Below are 16287 nucleotides of genomic sequence, written 5' to 3'. Positions count from 1 at the left end.
TTTACCTGCCTCGGTTTTTATTAACAAAAATTAGTTTTCGTTTTTGATAAGTATGCTTAACTTCCATTGTAGCTTTAAAAGTAATTTTGTCAATTTACTAACAGCATTGCAAACGGAACGGTTTTTGACTTAATTATAAAAAACCCAAGAAAAGACAGGAGCGAATATGGATGATAATTTTTCACCCCGAGTTAAAGATGTAATCGCCTACAGCAAGGAAGAAGCCTTGAGGCTGGGTCACGATTTTATAGGTACCGAGCATTTGATGCTGGGCTTATTGCGTGATGGCAGCGGGAAAGCTATTGAAATACTTCAGGCACTAGATGTTGATTTGAACCATCTGCGTCGTAAAGTTGAGATTCTGAGTCCCGCGAATCCCGGTACCGGTTTGGCAAGTAATGAAAAGAAAAATCTGCACCTCACCAGACAGGCAGAGCGTGCTCTCAAAACCACATTTTTAGAAGCAAAACTTTTTCAAAGTTCTTCTATAAATACAGCTCATCTGTTACTTTGTGTGTTGCGTAATGAAAACGATCCTACGACTAAATTACTCAACAAGCTCAAAGTAGACTATGACAATGTAAAAGATCAATTTAAGCTTATGATGACTAGTGAAGACGACTATATAGAGCCTATTAAAAGTGAGTCTTTCAGCGATGACGACAATACCGCAGATTCGCAAAAAGAAAATCCTTTTAATACGCCCGGAAATAAAACAAATAAAAAATCTAAGACTCCGGTTTTAGACAACTTCGGTAGAGACTTAACTGCAATGGCCGAAGAAGACAAACTGGATCCTGTTGTAGGACGCGAAAAAGAAATAGAACGTGTATCTCAAATCCTGAGCAGACGTAAAAAGAATAACCCCTTACTTATAGGAGAACCGGGTGTTGGTAAATCGGCAATCGCCGAAGGCCTTGCCTTGCGTATTGTAAAACGCAAAGTATCCCGTATTCTTTTTGACAAGCGCGTGGTTACACTCGATCTTGCAAGTCTTGTTGCAGGAACGAAGTACCGCGGTCAGTTTGAAGAGCGTATGAAAGCGGTGATGAATGAACTGGAGAAAAACTCAGACATCATTCTTTTTATTGACGAAATACATACCATTGTAGGTGCCGGTGGTGCTACAGGATCTCTGGATGCCAGCAATATGTTTAAACCTGCGCTTGCCCGTGGTGAAATTCAATGCATCGGTGCGACCACTTTAGATGAATACAGACAGTATATAGAGAAAGATGGTGCATTGGAGCGTAGATTCCAGAAGGTAATCGTAGAGCCTACCAATGAGGAAGAAACGATTGAAATACTTAACAACATAAAAGATAAGTATGAAGATCACCATAATGTGATTTACACCCCTGAAGCGATCAAGGCTTGTGTAACGCTTACCAGCAGATATATGACAGACCGGTTTTTACCGGACAAGGCGATCGATGCATTGGATGAAGCAGGATCACGGGTACACATTGTAAATATTGATGTACCTAAAAAGATATTAGACCTGGAGCGTCAACTTGAAGAAGTTCGTGAACGCAAAAATTCTGTTGTTAAAAAGCAGAAATATGAAGAAGCTGCAAAACTGCGTGACGACGAGAAAAATTTAGAAAAAGAACTGGCGTCTGCACAGCAGAGCTGGGAAGAAGATTCTAAACTGCATCGTGAGACCGTGACTGAGGATAACGTGGCAGATGTGGTCTCGATGATGAGCGGCATCCCTGTAAATCGTATTGCAAAAACGGAAAGCAACAAGCTGGCAGAATTACCGCAATCTATACGATCTAAAGTAATAGGTCAGGACGAAGCAGTTGCTAAAGTAGCCAAAGCGATACAGCGTAATCGTGCAGGTCTTAAAGATCCGCAGAAACCCATTGGTTCATTTATCTTCTTGGGTCAGACCGGTGTGGGTAAAACCCAGCTCGCTAAGATTTTAGCTACCGAATTGTTTGATAACGAAGATTCGCTCATCCGAATAGATATGAGTGAATACATGGAGAAATTTGCGATTTCAAGACTCATTGGAGCACCTCCGGGATATGTGGGTTACGAAGAAGGCGGACAGCTAACTGAAAAAGTTAGAAGAAAGCCCTATTCTGTTGTATTGCTTGATGAGATTGAGAAGGCACACCCGGATGTATTCAACATGCTGCTTCAGGTATTGGATGACGGTTATATCACCGATTCTTTAGGTCGAAAAATAGACTTTAGAAATACAGTTATCATTATGACCTCAAATATCGGGGCGCGTAAGATCAAAGATTTTGGCCAGGGTGTTGGTTTTGGTACCGCTGCCCGTAAGGAGCAGGCTGATGATAATACAAAAGGAATCATTCAGCAGGCGCTTAAAAAAGCATTTGCACCCGAGTTCCTGAACCGTGTTGATGATGTGATTGTATTCAATGCTCTTGAGCGTGGAGAAATTCACCAGATTATTGATATTGAACTTAAAAAGCTTTACAAACGTATTGAAGCTTTGGGTTACAATCTGCAACTTTCAGATAAAGCCAAAGACTTCATTGGGGATAAAGGCTTTGACAAAGACTATGGGGCCAGACCTCTTAAACGAGCCATTCAAAAATACATTGAAGACGCTTTAGCCGAAGAGATCATTGCTTCAAACCTCAATGAAGGAGATACCATCTATATGGATATCGAAGACGGAAAAGAAGAACTCAGCATCCGAATTGAAAAGACTGAAAATTCTGCTCAATCCTAGTTCTGAATTTAATATTATATCAAAAGCTGCTTCAGGGCAGCTTTTTTTTTTGCGACGCTATCAGATTTTTGAATTAACTTCGATTTTGTACTATCTACCTCGCATAGAATGATTTCATTTGAATTTGGCGAACTTTATTTTGAAGGTTCATTGGCTTTAGGCACGATGAACCCCGGCATTTGCATCAATGAAGATTTAGCGCTTGATGTTTTTAATGCCTGTCTGGAGCATTTTCAGCAACTTCCCTTTGCATACATCGCAATACGTACCGCATCCTACAGTGTAGACCCTTTGGTTTATAATACGCTGTCCAGGCTACAAAACTTTATGGCAATGGCTGTTGTGGTGACTTCTGAGATTGGCCTATCGAGTACTACTGTGGAACAAGAATTTCTTCAGAAACCTTTTAAAGCTTTTACCAGCCTATTGGAAGCTAAAAAATGGGCTCTTGAAGTACTCCAATAAAAAAAAGATGTCTTTCGACATCTTTTTAAAACTAGTTTTTTACGCGTATTGGGATCGTTCGTACCTCCTTTTCAGTTTTGATGAGATAGGTATAGACCCACATTAAAGTAAACGAAGGAATAATATCAGTAAATGGTAGTAGCTCTTCAACAAAAACAAGTACCGAAGCTATTTTTCCATTTCTCCCGGGATACATTTCGCTCATCTTTTTTGCGGCGTAAGGAGCCCAGGCCAGATCAAGAAAAGGACCCACAACCGGTATCGCCATCGTTGCCATACCAATTAAATCGAAAAGAACTCCCTTGATTAATAAGTTATAATTAAGTACTCTCATAGTCTCGTTTTTTGTTTATATGTACCAAAAAACCTGCCAAAGTCTAAGACAAATCATTTGATATCAATTTAAGGAATTCGTTGCGCGTTTCGCTATTCTCAAATTGTCCTCTAAATCCTGAGGTTGTCGTCGTTGAGTTTTGCTTCTGTACGCCACGCATCATCATGCACATATGTGAAGCTTCGATCACAACTGCAACGCCCTGCGGTTTTAGCGTATCATTAATGCACTCCAGAATATTGTGCGTAAGCCGTTCCTGCACCTGTAAACGACGCGAAAAAACATCTACGATACGAGGTATTTTGCTTAAACCTACAATGTAACCATTGGGTATGTAGGCAATATGTGCCTTACCAAAAAATGGTAAAAGGTGATGTTCACAAAGCGAATAGAGTTCAATGTTTTTGACAATTACCATTTCATTGTAATCCTCCTTAAACATTGCGCCACTTAAAATTTCAGAAGCATCAACGTCATAACCACTGGTTAAATACATCATTGCTTTTGCAGCGCGCTCGGGAGTTTTGAGTATTCCTTCACGATTAACGTCCTCGCCCAGATCTGTAATGATTGATTTATAACGGTTTTTGACATCTTCTTTAACTTCAATATTATACTCTTCAAATTTTCGGTACGGGGACATAATGGGTGGGTTTAACTATTAAAATGAATGATTAGCGGTATTCGGGAAGTAGTTTATGCTGATACAGCTTTTTGATTTTATTGATCTTAGGATTTATGATAAACTGGCAATAGCCCTGTAAAGGATGGTTATTGTAAAACTCATGATGCTCATCCTCGGCATAATAAAAAGGTTTGGCTTCAGTCACCTCAGTAACTATTTTACTTTCAAAAACCTGCTCCGCTTCAAGATAATTTATGTAGTCAATAGCTTCTTGCTTTTGGGATTCAGAATGGTAAAAAATAGCGCTACGATACTGCGTGCCTACATCATTACCCTGTCTGTTTAAAGTAGTTGGATCGTGTGTTGTGAAAAATACCTGTAGTAAGTCTTTATACGAAATCAATTCGGGATCGTATTCCAGTTCTATTGCTTCAGCGTGGCCGGTACGTCCCTGACACACTTCACGGTAGGGTGGGTTTTTGATTTGACCACCGGTATAACCGCTACGCACATTATAAATTCCGGTAAATCGTTGAAATACAGCTTCGGTACACCAGAAACATCCACTGGCAAACGTAGCTTTAATTAAATTTGTTTTCATAGCTAAACAAAGATAGAATCTGATCAACAGGTTAAATCGAGTTTAACCTTTTGTTAATACATTTCTTTAAAAGATTAAACAAAATACCATAAAAACCGCATTTGCATCTGTAATTCTTATGCCGAATAGTATCTTTGGCTCCAATTTAAAAGCGGCTTAAACAGTCAAGGCTAAGTCGTATGCAGTTGTGGTAACTTACTCTTATAATAAGGAGAAGCACAAACAACAACAGATTCCTAAAAACGCGTATTGGATGATTGTAGCAGAACACCTGTATAAATCCTATGGAGATGTACAAATACTTAAAGGAGTAGATTTAAAAATTTCTGAAGGCGAGGTCGTATCTATAGTAGGTGCCAGCGGCGCCGGTAAGACCACGCTGTTGCAAATATTAGGCACACTTGATAAGGCAGACCAGCACGCGGGTACACAACTACGTATTAACGATATCAATGTGCATGCGCTGGGACAGAAGGAGCTGAGCAAATTCCGCAACCTGAATATTGGTTTTATTTTTCAGTTTCATCAGCTTTTACCCGAGTTTACAGCCCTTGAAAATGTTTGTATACCGGCTTTTATCGCCCGAAAGAGCAAAGCAGAAGCCGAAAAGCGCGCCAAAGACCTCTTAGGTTTTTTAGGCTTGGCGCATCGTATTGAGCACAAACCCGGTCAACTCTCGGGCGGTGAACAGCAACGGGTGGCCGTTGCGCGGTCCCTTATAAATGAACCGGCACTTATTCTGGCCGATGAGCCTTCGGGTAACCTGGACAGCGAATCTGCCGAAAATCTGCACAAATTGTTTTTCAAACTGCGCGACACTTACAATCAGACTTTTGTAATCGTGACACATAATGAAGATCTGGCTGCAATGGCAGATCGTAAACTTACTATGGTAGATGGCAAAATCATCACTTAAACTTAAAAAAAGTGAACTAAAAGAATTTCTGGACGAAAAAGCCGCTTACTATGAGAATCCAAAATTTATAGGCACCGATCCCATTCAAATTCCGCATCAGTTCAGCAAAAAGGAAGACATAGAAATCATTGGTTTTCTTGTCGCCACTATTGCCTGGGGCAATCGCAAAAGCATCATTACAAACAGTAATAAACTGGTTGAACTTCTCGAAAACAATCCTTACGACTTTGTCATCAACCATTCCGCCGAAGACTTAAACACACTTCAGCATTTTGTTCACCGTACATTCAACGGGGAAGATCTTGCAACCTTTATCGTCGCCTTAAAGCATATTTATTCAAAATATAACGGGCTGGAGGCTGTATTTCATAACAATCTGGAGCAGGGCGATCTTCAACTTGCTATTCATCATTTCAAAAAACGCTTTTTTGAAGTAGAGCATCTCCCGCGCACCCGTAAACACGTGAGTGACCCTTTAAAGAAATCAGCCGCCAAACGCATCAATATGTTTTTAAGATGGATGGTTCGACCGGCTGATGCCGGAGTGGATTTCGGGATCTGGAAAAGCCTCTCTCCTGCTCTGCTCTCGTGTCCGCTTGACGTACATTCCGGGAGAGTCGCACGCCAGCTGGGTTTACTCAAACGCAAACAAAACGATGCGACAGCTTTAGCCGAGCTCGATAAGAACCTGAGACGATTTGACCCGAAAGATCCCGTTAAATACGACTTTGCGCTTTTTGGCCTGAGCGCCTTTGAAAAAGAACTTTTTTAGCTTTTAATATTAAAGCCTTAAAAAGAAAAGTGTGTCACTATGGCTCTAATTGGTTTAAGTGGCATAATTTTAGAAAGAGACCAACTGTTTTTAACCAACCAACATCATGCAAATACCGGCCTTACCTACTTTTGAATCTGAACGCCTTATGGAACTGGAAGAGCTTCAGCTTTCCTACGAGCCTGATGCCAATTATGATGTAATTACCCGTCTGGCCTCTGCGATCTGTGAGGTGCCTATAGCGCTGATAACTCTTATAAAGGCAGAAAAGCAATTTTTTAAGTCAAAAATAGGTACAGACTTCTGTGATACCGAGCGGGATGTTTCTTTCTGTTCTCATGCGATTTTGAATCCCCGGGAAATTACAATTGTAAATGATGCGCGTAAAGATCCCCGATTTAAGGATAATCCCTTAACAAGACTCGAGACGCCCGTTATTTTTTATGCAGGTGTGCCTCTGCTTACCAAAAATGGCCATCCGCTGGGTACACTTTGTGTGATTGACAGTAAACCAAGAACGCTCTCTGCAACTCAGATCGAATCGCTGAGAGATCTGGCAAGTCAGGTTGAAAATCTTTTTGAACTGCGGCGAAACAATCTCAAACTGCTTGAAATCGAGCAGTTGCTTCAGAAAAAAAATGAACAATTACGCAAGTTTGCAGGCACGGTATCACACGATATGAAAATGCCTTTGGCCAATATGATAATCACAACAGATATTTTAAGGGCTAAATATGCTCCTAAACTCGATGCGCAGGGAAATGACTATTTGTCTTATCTCAAGCAATCTTCATTTTCGCTCAGTGATTATATAGACAATTTACTTTCCTATTACGAAAGCGAAGAACAGTCAGCAGAAAAAGCCGAAGCTTTTGATCTTCAGGATTTACTTGAAGAACTTATAGATCTCCTTAATATTAATGAGGATTACATCATAAACCTGCCGGAAAACCCGATGGAACTGATTACCAATAAATCTGCGGTAAACCAGATTTTATTGAATTTGATTACCAATAGTTTAAAGTACAACGATAAGGAAACGGGTATCATCAACATCAAATGTACTCAGGACCACGCGTATTATTACATTCAGGTTTCTGATAACGGAAAAGGCATACCCAAAGACAAGCAGGAGATGATTTTTGACCTCTTTAGTACTGCTACAGATGCTGATAACAAAGGAAAGAAAGGAAACGGTATAGGCTTATCTACGGTAAGAAACCTGGTTCAATCTCTCGGTGGAATCATCAGTGTAAGCAGTGAGGAAGGAAAGGGAGCTACTTTTGATTTTACCATCAAAAAAGTAAGTTCCTAAATCAAAAACCGCTAATTTAGGCCAGCTAATTGCCAGCACTATGCAGTTTAAAAACCCCGAAATTCTTTACTTCCTTTTTTTACTGCTTATCCCTGTTATCATTCACCTGTTTCAGTTAAGGAGATTTAAGAAAACAGCCTTTACTAACGTGGTTTTTTTAGAACGCGTGGTGCAAAACACCCGCAAAAGCAATACCCTAAAAAAATGGCTTATTCTGTTAACCAGGCTCTGTGCCCTGGCAGGATTAATTTTGGCCTTTGCCCAGCCTTTTATACCGGAAACAGGCGCTGCACTGCAGGAACAGGAAACCGTTTTGTTTATTGATAATTCATTCAGCATGCAGGCTCAGGGCGACAAAGGCACTTTGCTTAATGAGGTCAAACAGGATTTACTCGCTAACCTGCCTAAAGGCAAAACCCTTACCCTGGCTACCTGGGACAACCAGTCAAAAGATTTTGATCCGGCTAAAGACCGCTCGGTTTTGCAGGATCTGGATTATACGTCTGCCACCCTATCGCAGGAAAATTTAATGCTGCAACTCAAATCCCTCTTTTCAAAAGATCGTACAAAAAACAAACGATTAATCCTTGTAAGTGATTTTCAGGATTTACAACCCGAAAAAAACCCGGATTCCGGCAGCTTAAATCTATACAATGTAATGCTTAAACCTATTGATTACAGCAACATTGCTTTAGACAGTCTGAGCTCGGAGCTTGAGTCGGCCGGAATGAAATTCCGGGTTTGGTTATCAGCTACAACACCTTTAGAAAACCAGGTTCCGGTTTCGGTATATAACGGCGATCAATTGCTCACTAAGGCTACCGCAAATTTTAATAACAGCGATACGACCTCGGTTTATTTCAGTCTGGAAACACAAAATCAAATAGCCGGAAAACTTAGCATTGAAGATCCTAATCTCAACTACGACAACCAGTTTTATTTCGCCGCAGGCGCTCCCAGACCTTTAAAAGTCTTGGCTATATCCAATACCGATTCAGATTTCATTTCGCGTCTGTACCGGTCTCCCGACTATGAGCTTACAATTGTTCAATCTGCCGAACTGGATTACAGTTTACTCGCAGATCAAAATTTAATAGTCCTAAATGAGCTTTCAAACATTCCGGAAGCTCTTATTAATCAGCTCAGGTCAAACACAGCGCAAGGCGGCACGTTAATCCTTATTCCTGCTGCCGATGCCCGAAGGGAAATTTACACTCCGCTACTGGGTGCTTATGGTTTTCTGCCATTCGGCGAAAAGAACACGACTGCACAGCGCATTACGAGTATCAATTATGATCATCCACTCTATCAAAATGTATTTAGCGGCAGAACATCTAATCTGCAATCGCACGTACTGCAATCTTATTTTCCGCTCACCGGAACCGGGTCTATACTTGGGCTGGAAAATGGAGCCGTATTCCTCGCTGAAAGTAACGGCCTTTACGTTTTTACAGGAGCATTGAATGCGGGAAACAGCAATTTTATAAACGGACAGCTTATTGTACCTACTTTTGATAAAATCGCCGTCGAAGCTTTAAAATCGCCCAGGTTGTATTATACGTTTGGCGACAATGCTACTTATGAGATTGAAGCTACGCTGCCGGAAGATGCTGTACTGGTACTCGAGAATAAGGGCGATCAGATCATTCCCTTACAGCAGAAACGCGGCTCAAAAATCACCATCTCCGAAACGCCGGGACTTGATAAAGCAGGCGTTTACGCACTTAAACATAAAAATGACACACTAGCTCTGGTAGCCTATAATTACAACCGCTTAGAAAGCGCATTGCAGGAACAAAACTTTGAAGAACATGAGCTTTACGATGAAGTGGGCAGCCTGATCAATGAACTGCAGGAAGCCTCAAATCTTAACCTCCTTTCCAAATGGTTTGTTATTTTTGCACTGTTTGCATTCCTATCAGAAATGCTTATCCTAAAATTCTTTAAATGAACGCACGCATAGTCCAGGCAAAGCTTATAGACGACAACCACTCCTTGAATGGAAAATTAGTTGACCTGCGCATCGAAAATGGAGTACTCACAGAGATCGCCGAATCCCTCTCCGCTAAAAATGACGAAGAAATCATTGAGCTTAAAGATCTCCACGTATCTGCAGGCTGGTTTGATTCCAGTGTTAGTATGGGCGAACCGGGTTATGAAGAACGGGAAACGCTTAAAAACGGACTTCAGGTAGCGGCAAAAAGTGGTTTTACCGGCATTGCGGTCAACCCGAATACCAAACCGGTTGCAGATGACAGCGCCGTGATTAACTTTTTAAAAACGAAATCTTCCGGTCACGCGGTAGACCTCTACCCCATTGGCGCACTCACCCAAAACGGTGCAGGTATTGATCTGGCTGAGCTGTACGACATGCAGCAGGCCGGTGCGGTGGCTTTTGGCGATTATCAGCACGCGATTAAGAATCCCAATTTATTAAAGCTAGCCTTGCAATATACACAGGGCTTTGACGGCCTGGTTTTATCATTTCCTCAGGAAAATGATTTAGTTATTAACGGGATGGCAAATGAAGGAGAAACCGCCATTCAACTGGGTCTTAAAGGAATTCCTGCTCTGGCCGAGCACTTGCAGATAGCCCGTGACCTATACCTGCTGGAATATGCAGGGGGTAAACTACACATCCCTACAATTTCTACAGCACAGAGTGTGGCGCTTGTTAAAGCAGCCAAAGAAAAAGGGCTGGATGTGACCTGTAGTGTTGGGATTACCAATTTGTTTTACACCGATGCGGCCCTTCATGATTTTGACACACGCTATAAAGTCTTACCTCCTCTGCGCACCGAGGAAGACCGAAAAGCGCTTGTTGCCGGTCTTGAAGATGGTACCATTGACATGGTGACCAGTGACCACAATCCATTGGATATCGAATTGAAAAAACTTGAATTTGATCACGCCAAATTTGGAACTATTGCTCAGGAAGCAACGCTTGGTGCTCTGCTCCAACTCGTTTCTGCAGAAGTAGCTGTAAAAGCCCTTACCAAAGGCAGGGAGCGCTTTACCGGTGTCAGGACTCAGATCAGGACGGGAGAAACCGCCAATCTCACGTTATTTACTACCGAAGGCACAAACACCTTCACTAAAGAACAGATACGCTCAAAATCTAAAAATGCGGCATTTTTAGGTGCGGAACTCCGGGGAAGTGTTTACGGCATAATCGCAAATAATCAATTTATAGCTTCCTAAATCATGACAACAGAAGAAATACAGGAGGGTAAAACCCGGGCAATTGTTGCTTATATAACCATTGTAGGGGCGATCATCGCAATTTTCATGAATCTGGAATCCAAGAATCCCTTTGCACGTTTTCACATCAGGCAGGCATTTGGCATATTTATTACTTTTTTTGCCCTTGGATTTATGGTTTCTTACCTCAATAACTGGGGTGCAACCGCCGGCTTTTACCTGTTTATTTTTGTGTTATGGGGTTATGGTGTGGTTAATGCCTTTCAGGGCAATGCCATCCCGGTACCACTATTGGGTAAATATTTTCAAAAATGGTTCACATTTATAGAATAGCATGAACAATTTCTCTCTAGAACACCTTATTCAAAAACCAAAAATACAAACCGACTCAAAACCGCCTCTTTTGCTGCTTTTACACGGGTACGGAAGCAATGAAGAGGACTTGTTTTCATTCGCTCCCGAGCTGCCTGAAACGTATTTTATCATTTCTGCGAAAGCACCATTAGCTATGCAACCTTATGGCAATGCCTGGTACACCATTCACTGGGATGCTACAGACGGAAAATGGTCTGATGACGAAGAGGCTTTAGCAGCCCGTGACCTGCTCGTGAAATTTATAGACGAAGTAGTCGACGCTTACGATCTGGATGCTTCAAATGTGACACTACTCGGCTTTAGTCAGGGTTGTATTTTGAGCTATGCAGTGGCACTCACCTATCCTGAAAAGGTGAAAAATTTAATTGGTCTTAGCGGCTACATTAATGAGGCCATAACAGACCCGAAATCTGATTTGAGTGCTTATGAGCATCTTTCGGTTTTTAGCTCGCACGGTACGGTAGATCAGGTTATTCCGGTTAGCGCTGCGCGGAAAGTACCCGCGTATCTTGAAAAACTGGGGATTAAAGGGAGATTACGCGAATATCCTGTGGGACACGGGGTGGCTCCGCAGAATTTCTACGATTTACGGGACTGGCTACTGAAGCATTAAGGATAAATCACGCTCTGCAGGGTTTCAAAACTGATGCTTCCGTCTTTGTCAACATCATAAAGCAAGATTAATTCGCCCCAGCGTTTTCCGTCGCTGAAATCGGCGATCACCCATTTGTGATTCAGCACTTCCACTTTATTAATTTGAAAAACTCCGGTGGCGTTCTCATAGGGAATAAGCGGGTTACCTGAAGTTGAATTCTTAGAAACCAGAGCGGTTTCGATTCGGCTCTCAAGACCACCGACTTCTACACCAAAACGTTCAAAGTAATCGTAGGCATTTTCATTACCGGTTAGTTTAAAATAACGACCGGCATTGAGATCAATTGAAGCAAGAGAATCGTTCACTTCTGCAAGCTCAACTTCCAGACGCTCAATTTTATCTTGTTGTCTATCAAAAGATTTGCTGGCGTTTACGTATTGAAAAACAATCCATAATGCTGCAAATAAAAAAAGGTACATAAAAATGCTACGGCGCATGGTAGTTATAATTCTAAAGTTAAGCCATCATAAGCCAGGTGTACGTTTTCAGGAAGTTTATCTTCAACTTCTGCGTGAAAACCCAACAAATGGCTGATGTGGGTAAAATAGGTTCTTTTGGGTTTTATTTCGGCAACAAAATCAAGCGCTTCCTCCAGGTTAAAATGCGAATAGTGTGGTTCTTTGCGCAAGGCATTTACAACCAGAACATCAAGACCTTTCAACTTGGCCTTTTCTTCTTCGGCAATGGTTTTAACATCGGTAAGATAAGCCAGGTTTTCAAAGCGGTAACCAAAAACCTGAAGATTGGCATGCATCACATTTACAGGAGTTACTTCAAGATCATTCAATTGAAAAGATTCATTATTCACAACCTCGTTGATGGCTACAGCCGGGGCTCCGGGATAGCGGTCTTCGGTCTTAAAAATATAATCAAAACGTTTTTTGAGTTCGCCCACAACCCGTTTGTGTGCATAAATAGGGATATCGCCCTGTCTGAAGAAAAACGGACGTATATCATCGAGTCCCGCAGTATGATCTGCGTGCTCATGGGTAAAAAGTAAAGCATCCAAATGATCAACCTGGTGAGTCAGCATTTGCTGCCTAAAATCTGGCCCGCAATCAATTACATAATTATAGCCGTTTACTTCAATAAGTGCCGAAACCCGCAAGCGTGTATCACGGGGATCTTCACTTTTGCAAACCGGGTGATTACTGCCAATAATGGGGATTCCCTGCGATGTGCCTGTGCCTAGAAAAGTGATTTTCAAACCTGTGAAATTTAACACAAAACTACACTTTATTTTTTCTAAGCCCTACCATTTTGGTATCTTTAACCCGTCAATAATATGACCAGTACTCACCCAAAACCTACGCAATATGCCTATCACAATTCAAGGTGACAAAGAGTTTGAAAATATCCCTTCGATTAACAATAAAGCCCTACGTATTAACCTGAATGAAAACATCTACGGTACTTTTGCCGAAATAGGTGCCGGTCAGGAAACCGTAAGGCATTTTTTTAGAGCGGGGGGTGCCAGTGGTACTATCGCAAAAGCTATGTCTGCTTACGATAAAGACTTTAGCGACGCAGTGTATGGTGTGGAGGAAGATCAGCGCTATGTCACTGAGTCCCGACTCAAAAAAATGCTGGCTCACGAGACCAATTTGCTGGAGAATCGTATTTCCCGCGAAAAGCATCCTAACAAGATCTATTTCACGTATGCCAACACCGTTGCCACAATAGATTTTGCTAAAAAATATAAAGGACACGGTTGGGTAGGAATAAAATACCAGACCAAACCGGGTGGCGATTTTAACGAGATTATCCTGCACGTGCGCTTTCACGAGACCGATGCACGCCTGCAGCAACTCACACTGGGTACGCTGGGTGTAAACCTGATTTACGGAGCCTACTACAAGTATGATTCTCCTAAAAAATTACTGCGCTACCTCTACGATCATATCGATAAGGATCAGATCGAGATCGATATGATTAACTTTTCGGGGCCTGAGTTTGCAAAGGTTGACAACCGTCTGATGAGTTTACAGCTGGTTAAAAACGGATTTACAGATGCCGTAATGTTTGGCCCTGATGGAAACAACATTCTGGCTGCAAAAATCCTTTACAAAAAGAATATTCTTGCGCTACGCGGAAGCTTTAGACCGGTAACCAAGGTGAATACCGATATGTACCGCAAATCGCTTCAGATCTTCTTAAATGAAAACCGGGTAAGCGAAGACAATACCGAAGTTATTTTTGAAATTACCCTTTCAAACCTTCGGGCAGAAGGAGAAATCGACGAAGAAGATTTTATGGATCGTGCGCGTCTGCTGTGTAATCTGGGGCATACCGTAATGATTTCAAACTTTCAGGAATATTATAAACTGGTTGAGTACTTCTCACGTTACACCAAAGAACGTATGGGTCTTGCGATGGGTGTCAATAACCTGATCGATATTTTTGACGAGTCGTATTACCGCCATCTCAGCGGTGGAATTCTGGAGGCTTTTGGCAAGCTATTCTTTAAAGATTTACGCGTATATCTGTATCCTATGCGTGATCCCGAAACCGGTGAATTCTTTACCAGCGAAAACCTGAAGGTGCATCCGCGTATGAAAGAATTGTACAAATTCTTCAAATATAACGGTCGTGTGGTAGATATTGAAGATTACAACCCCGATATCCTCAATGTATTCTCCAGACAGGTACTTAAAATGATTTCAACCGGTGAGCCGGGCTGGGAAGCTATGTTACCTAACGGAATCGCCCAGCAGATCAAAGATCAGCGGCTTTTTGACTACACGCCACCGGCTGTGGAACAGGAAGAAGCTCAATAAAATAAAAAGGCGGGATCAAATGATCCCGCTTTTTTATTTAAGATATAGCCTTTATTAGAGCCTGCAGATTTAAAGATTGCTGCTCGCCCGTTTTCATATTTTTTAGGGTATACACCCCATCTGCCATTTCCTGAGTACCCGCGAGTACTACAAAGTTGATGTTACGCTTATCGGCGTGAGACATTTGCTTTTTCATCTTGGCACTGTCCGGATAAAGCTCTGCAGTGATGCCCGCTTCGCGTAAACTTTGAACGGCTTTTAAACAATACAGCGCTTCGTTTTCGCCGAAATTGAGGAATAAAAGACGCGTACCTTTAATGGCTTGTTCAGGAAATAGATTTAACTCTTCGAGCACCAGGTAAATGCGGTCTAAACCGAAAGAAATCCCGACGCCGCTAAGTGGTTGGTTAGATCCAAAAATACTAGTCAAATCATCATAGCGACCACCACCGCCAATACTTCCCATTTGCACGCCTTTTGGTGCAGCCACTTCAAAAATCGCTCCCGTGTAGTAATTGAGTCCGCGGGCTAAAGTGACATTCAGATCGAGGGTTACGGTTTTAAGGCCTAAAGCTTCAATCTTCTCGTTGATGTATTGTAATTCTTCAATTCCCTGTTTTCCGGTTTCTGAATCAGCTAAAAGTTCTTTTAAAACCGAAAGTTTCTCCGCAAAGCTTCCGCTTACCTTAAAAATGGGCTTAACGCGCTCAATCGCTTCAGCAGTAATTCCTTTGGAAAGCATTTCGGTGATCACACCTTCCTCCCCTATTTTATCGAGTTTATCAAGCGCTACGGTAAAATCAATGAGTTTATCTGAAGCACCTATGGTTTCGGCAAGGCCGGAAAGGATTTTACGGTTGTTCATTTTAACCGTGGTGCCTTTCAGTCCCAAATCGGTGAAAACCGCATCATACAATTGTACAAAAGTGACTTCCTGAAGCAGCGATTGCGAACCTACCGCATCTGCATCACATTGAAAAAACTCACGAAAACGACCCTTTTGCGGACGGTCTGCACGCCATACCGGCTGTATCTGATACCGCTTAAACGGAAACTCAATCTCATTTTGATGCTGAACCACATAACGTGCAAATGGCACGGTAAGGTCGTAACGCAGGGCTTTTTCTGAGATTTCTGATGTCAATGCATTGCTGTCCTTTGCAGCATAGTTTTCCTCCGAAACTTTACTCAAATAATCACCGCTATTCAGAATCTTAAAGATCAACCGGTCGCCTTCATCGCCGTATTTACCCATCAGCGTGCTGCTGTTTTCAAAAGACGGAGTTTCAATAGGCTGAAAGCCGAACAGCTCAAAATTATGACGCAACGTATTGATGATGTAATTGCGTCTCGATACTTCTTCCGGGGAAAAATCACGGGTTCCTTTAGGTATACTGGGTTTTTGAGCCATATTATCTGTTGTTATTAGGCTTTGAAATTATAAACTATTTAATTCCCCCTTAGGGGGCTGCAAATATCTTAAAAAATGAGGGTTTGTGCTTCTTTATTTTATAAAACGGTAACTTTTTAGAACTTTA

General features: G+C 41.8%; 16 protein-coding genes. 10 read left to right on the top strand and 6 right to left on the bottom strand.

Annotated features, from left to right (window positions below; genetic code table 11):
- Window positions 1-166: 166 nt before the first annotated feature.
- On the top strand, window positions 167-2713 hold the full coding sequence (locus ACSSS3_RS14655; protein WP_442845254.1) for an ATP-dependent Clp protease ATP-binding subunit: 2547 nt from the start codon (window positions 167-169) through the stop codon (window positions 2711-2713).
- Between the two features lie 108 nt (window positions 2714-2821).
- A complete protein-coding gene (locus ACSSS3_RS14650) occupies window positions 2822-3178 on the top strand; it encodes a hypothetical protein (RefSeq protein WP_442845253.1) in 357 nt (118 codons plus the stop codon).
- Window positions 3179-3209: 31 nt separating this feature from the next.
- Here the strand turns inward: ACSSS3_RS14650 and ACSSS3_RS14645 are convergent, their stop codons facing one another.
- From ACSSS3_RS14645 to msrA, 3 genes are read right to left on the bottom strand one after another with little or no spacing between them, the layout of a single operon-like run.
- The gene (locus ACSSS3_RS14645; protein ID WP_442845252.1) at window positions 3210-3512 is read right to left on the bottom strand and encodes a hypothetical protein; all 303 of its coding nucleotides are present in this window, start codon (window positions 3510-3512) and stop codon (window positions 3210-3212) included.
- A 43-nt stretch (window positions 3513-3555) separates the two neighbouring features.
- Complete coding sequence (gene folE / locus ACSSS3_RS14640; RefSeq protein ID WP_442845251.1) at window positions 3556-4155, bottom strand: GTP cyclohydrolase I FolE; 600 nt, start codon at window positions 4153-4155, stop codon at window positions 3556-3558.
- Window positions 4156-4186: 31 nt separating this feature from the next.
- On the bottom strand, window positions 4187-4738 hold the full coding sequence (gene msrA / locus ACSSS3_RS14635; RefSeq protein WP_442845250.1) for a peptide-methionine (S)-S-oxide reductase MsrA: 552 nt from the start codon (window positions 4736-4738) through the stop codon (window positions 4187-4189).
- 253 nt (window positions 4739-4991) lie between these two features.
- Between msrA and ACSSS3_RS14630 the strand changes: the two genes are divergently transcribed.
- The 7 genes from ACSSS3_RS14630 to ACSSS3_RS14600 all read left to right on the top strand — a co-directional run bounded on the left by ACSSS3_RS14630 (window position 4992) and on the right by ACSSS3_RS14600 (window position 11930).
- Window positions 4992-5654 carry an ABC transporter ATP-binding protein gene (locus tag ACSSS3_RS14630; protein WP_228230821.1) on the top strand — a complete coding sequence of 221 codons (663 nt, stop codon included), beginning with the start codon at window positions 4992-4994 and terminating at the stop codon, window positions 5652-5654.
- Entirely contained in the window at window positions 5635-6426 is a 792-nt protein-coding gene (locus ACSSS3_RS14625) for a TIGR02757 family protein (protein WP_442845249.1), read from the top strand. The genes ACSSS3_RS14630 and ACSSS3_RS14625 overlap by 20 nt, the downstream gene beginning before the upstream one ends.
- Before the next feature lie 106 nt (window positions 6427-6532).
- Window positions 6533-7741 carry a sensor histidine kinase gene (locus ACSSS3_RS14620; protein WP_228230823.1) on the top strand — a complete coding sequence of 403 codons (1209 nt, stop codon included), beginning with the start codon at window positions 6533-6535 and terminating at the stop codon, window positions 7739-7741.
- Window positions 7742-7781: 40 nt separating this feature from the next.
- Complete coding sequence (locus ACSSS3_RS14615; protein ID WP_442845248.1) at window positions 7782-9692, top strand: BatA domain-containing protein; 1911 nt, start codon at window positions 7782-7784, stop codon at window positions 9690-9692.
- A complete protein-coding gene (locus ACSSS3_RS14610; RefSeq protein ID WP_442845247.1) occupies window positions 9689-10942 on the top strand; it encodes a dihydroorotase in 1254 nt (417 codons plus the stop codon). The genes ACSSS3_RS14615 and ACSSS3_RS14610 overlap by 4 nt, the downstream gene beginning before the upstream one ends.
- 3 nt (window positions 10943-10945) lie before the next feature.
- Window positions 10946-11275 carry a DUF4870 domain-containing protein gene (locus tag ACSSS3_RS14605; RefSeq protein WP_228230826.1) on the top strand — a complete coding sequence of 110 codons (330 nt, stop codon included), beginning with the start codon at window positions 10946-10948 and terminating at the stop codon, window positions 11273-11275.
- Window position 11276: 1 nt separating this feature from the next.
- Window positions 11277-11930 carry an alpha/beta hydrolase gene (locus tag ACSSS3_RS14600; RefSeq protein WP_228230827.1) on the top strand — a complete coding sequence of 218 codons (654 nt, stop codon included), beginning with the start codon at window positions 11277-11279 and terminating at the stop codon, window positions 11928-11930.
- Here the strand turns inward: ACSSS3_RS14600 and ACSSS3_RS14595 are convergent.
- Both ACSSS3_RS14595 and ACSSS3_RS14590 read right to left on the bottom strand, forming a co-directional pair.
- A complete protein-coding gene (locus ACSSS3_RS14595) occupies window positions 11927-12409 on the bottom strand; it encodes a hypothetical protein (protein WP_442845246.1) in 483 nt (160 codons plus the stop codon). The genes ACSSS3_RS14600 and ACSSS3_RS14595 overlap by 4 nt on opposite strands.
- Before the next feature lie 5 nt (window positions 12410-12414).
- Window positions 12415-13179 carry an MBL fold metallo-hydrolase gene (locus tag ACSSS3_RS14590; RefSeq protein WP_228230829.1) on the bottom strand — a complete coding sequence of 255 codons (765 nt, stop codon included), beginning with the start codon at window positions 13177-13179 and terminating at the stop codon, window positions 12415-12417.
- Between the two features lie 109 nt (window positions 13180-13288).
- On the opposite strand from ACSSS3_RS14590, the gene ACSSS3_RS14585 reads away from it, so the two are divergent.
- Window positions 13289-14749 carry a TonB-dependent receptor gene (locus tag ACSSS3_RS14585; protein WP_228230830.1) on the top strand — a complete coding sequence of 487 codons (1461 nt, stop codon included), beginning with the start codon at window positions 13289-13291 and terminating at the stop codon, window positions 14747-14749.
- Between the two features lie 37 nt (window positions 14750-14786).
- Here ACSSS3_RS14585 and hisS read toward each other — a convergent pair whose 3' ends face one another.
- Entirely contained in the window at window positions 14787-16160 is a 1374-nt protein-coding gene (gene hisS, locus ACSSS3_RS14580; RefSeq protein WP_442845245.1) for a histidine--tRNA ligase, read from the bottom strand.
- Between the last annotated feature and the right edge of the window lie 127 nt (window positions 16161-16287).

It is taken from the genome of Leeuwenhoekiella sp. H156, assembly GCF_052218455.1.
GTDB classification, from domain to species: domain Bacteria; phylum Bacteroidota; class Bacteroidia; order Flavobacteriales; family Flavobacteriaceae; genus Leeuwenhoekiella; species Leeuwenhoekiella parthenopeia.
This window is presented reverse-complemented; position numbering and strand designations above follow the sequence as displayed.

What these genes read in the sequence shown, in the direction of transcription:
- ACSSS3_RS14655 (WP_442845254.1), top strand. Translation starts at nt 167, where the DNA reads ATGGATGATAATTTTTCACCCCGAGTTAAAGATGTAATCGCCTACAGC.
- ACSSS3_RS14595 (WP_442845246.1), bottom strand. Translation starts at nt 12,409, where the DNA reads ATGCGCCGTAGCATTTTTATGTACCTTTTTTTATTTGCAGCATTATGG.
- ACSSS3_RS14650 (WP_442845253.1), top strand. Translation starts at nt 2,822, where the DNA reads ATGATTTCATTTGAATTTGGCGAACTTTATTTTGAAGGTTCATTGGCT.
- ACSSS3_RS14645 (WP_442845252.1), bottom strand. Translation starts at nt 3,512, where the DNA reads ATGAGAGTACTTAATTATAACTTATTAATCAAGGGAGTTCTTTTCGAT.
- folE (WP_442845251.1), bottom strand. Translation starts at nt 4,155, where the DNA reads ATGTCCCCGTACCGAAAATTTGAAGAGTATAATATTGAAGTTAAAGAA.
- hisS (WP_442845245.1), bottom strand. Translation starts at nt 16,160, where the DNA reads ATGGCTCAAAAACCCAGTATACCTAAAGGAACCCGTGATTTTTCCCCG.
- ACSSS3_RS14630 (WP_228230821.1), top strand. Translation starts at nt 4,992, where the DNA reads ATGATTGTAGCAGAACACCTGTATAAATCCTATGGAGATGTACAAATA.
- ACSSS3_RS14585 (WP_228230830.1), top strand. Translation starts at nt 13,289, where the DNA reads ATGCCTATCACAATTCAAGGTGACAAAGAGTTTGAAAATATCCCTTCG.
- ACSSS3_RS14610 (WP_442845247.1), top strand. Translation starts at nt 9,689, where the DNA reads ATGAACGCACGCATAGTCCAGGCAAAGCTTATAGACGACAACCACTCC.
- ACSSS3_RS14620 (WP_228230823.1), top strand. Translation starts at nt 6,533, where the DNA reads ATGCAAATACCGGCCTTACCTACTTTTGAATCTGAACGCCTTATGGAA.
- ACSSS3_RS14605 (WP_228230826.1), top strand. Translation starts at nt 10,946, where the DNA reads ATGACAACAGAAGAAATACAGGAGGGTAAAACCCGGGCAATTGTTGCT.
- ACSSS3_RS14625 (WP_442845249.1), top strand. Translation starts at nt 5,635, where the DNA reads ATGGCAAAATCATCACTTAAACTTAAAAAAAGTGAACTAAAAGAATTT.
- ACSSS3_RS14600 (WP_228230827.1), top strand. Translation starts at nt 11,277, where the DNA reads ATGAACAATTTCTCTCTAGAACACCTTATTCAAAAACCAAAAATACAA.
- msrA (WP_442845250.1), bottom strand. Translation starts at nt 4,738, where the DNA reads ATGAAAACAAATTTAATTAAAGCTACGTTTGCCAGTGGATGTTTCTGG.
- ACSSS3_RS14615 (WP_442845248.1), top strand. Translation starts at nt 7,782, where the DNA reads ATGCAGTTTAAAAACCCCGAAATTCTTTACTTCCTTTTTTTACTGCTT.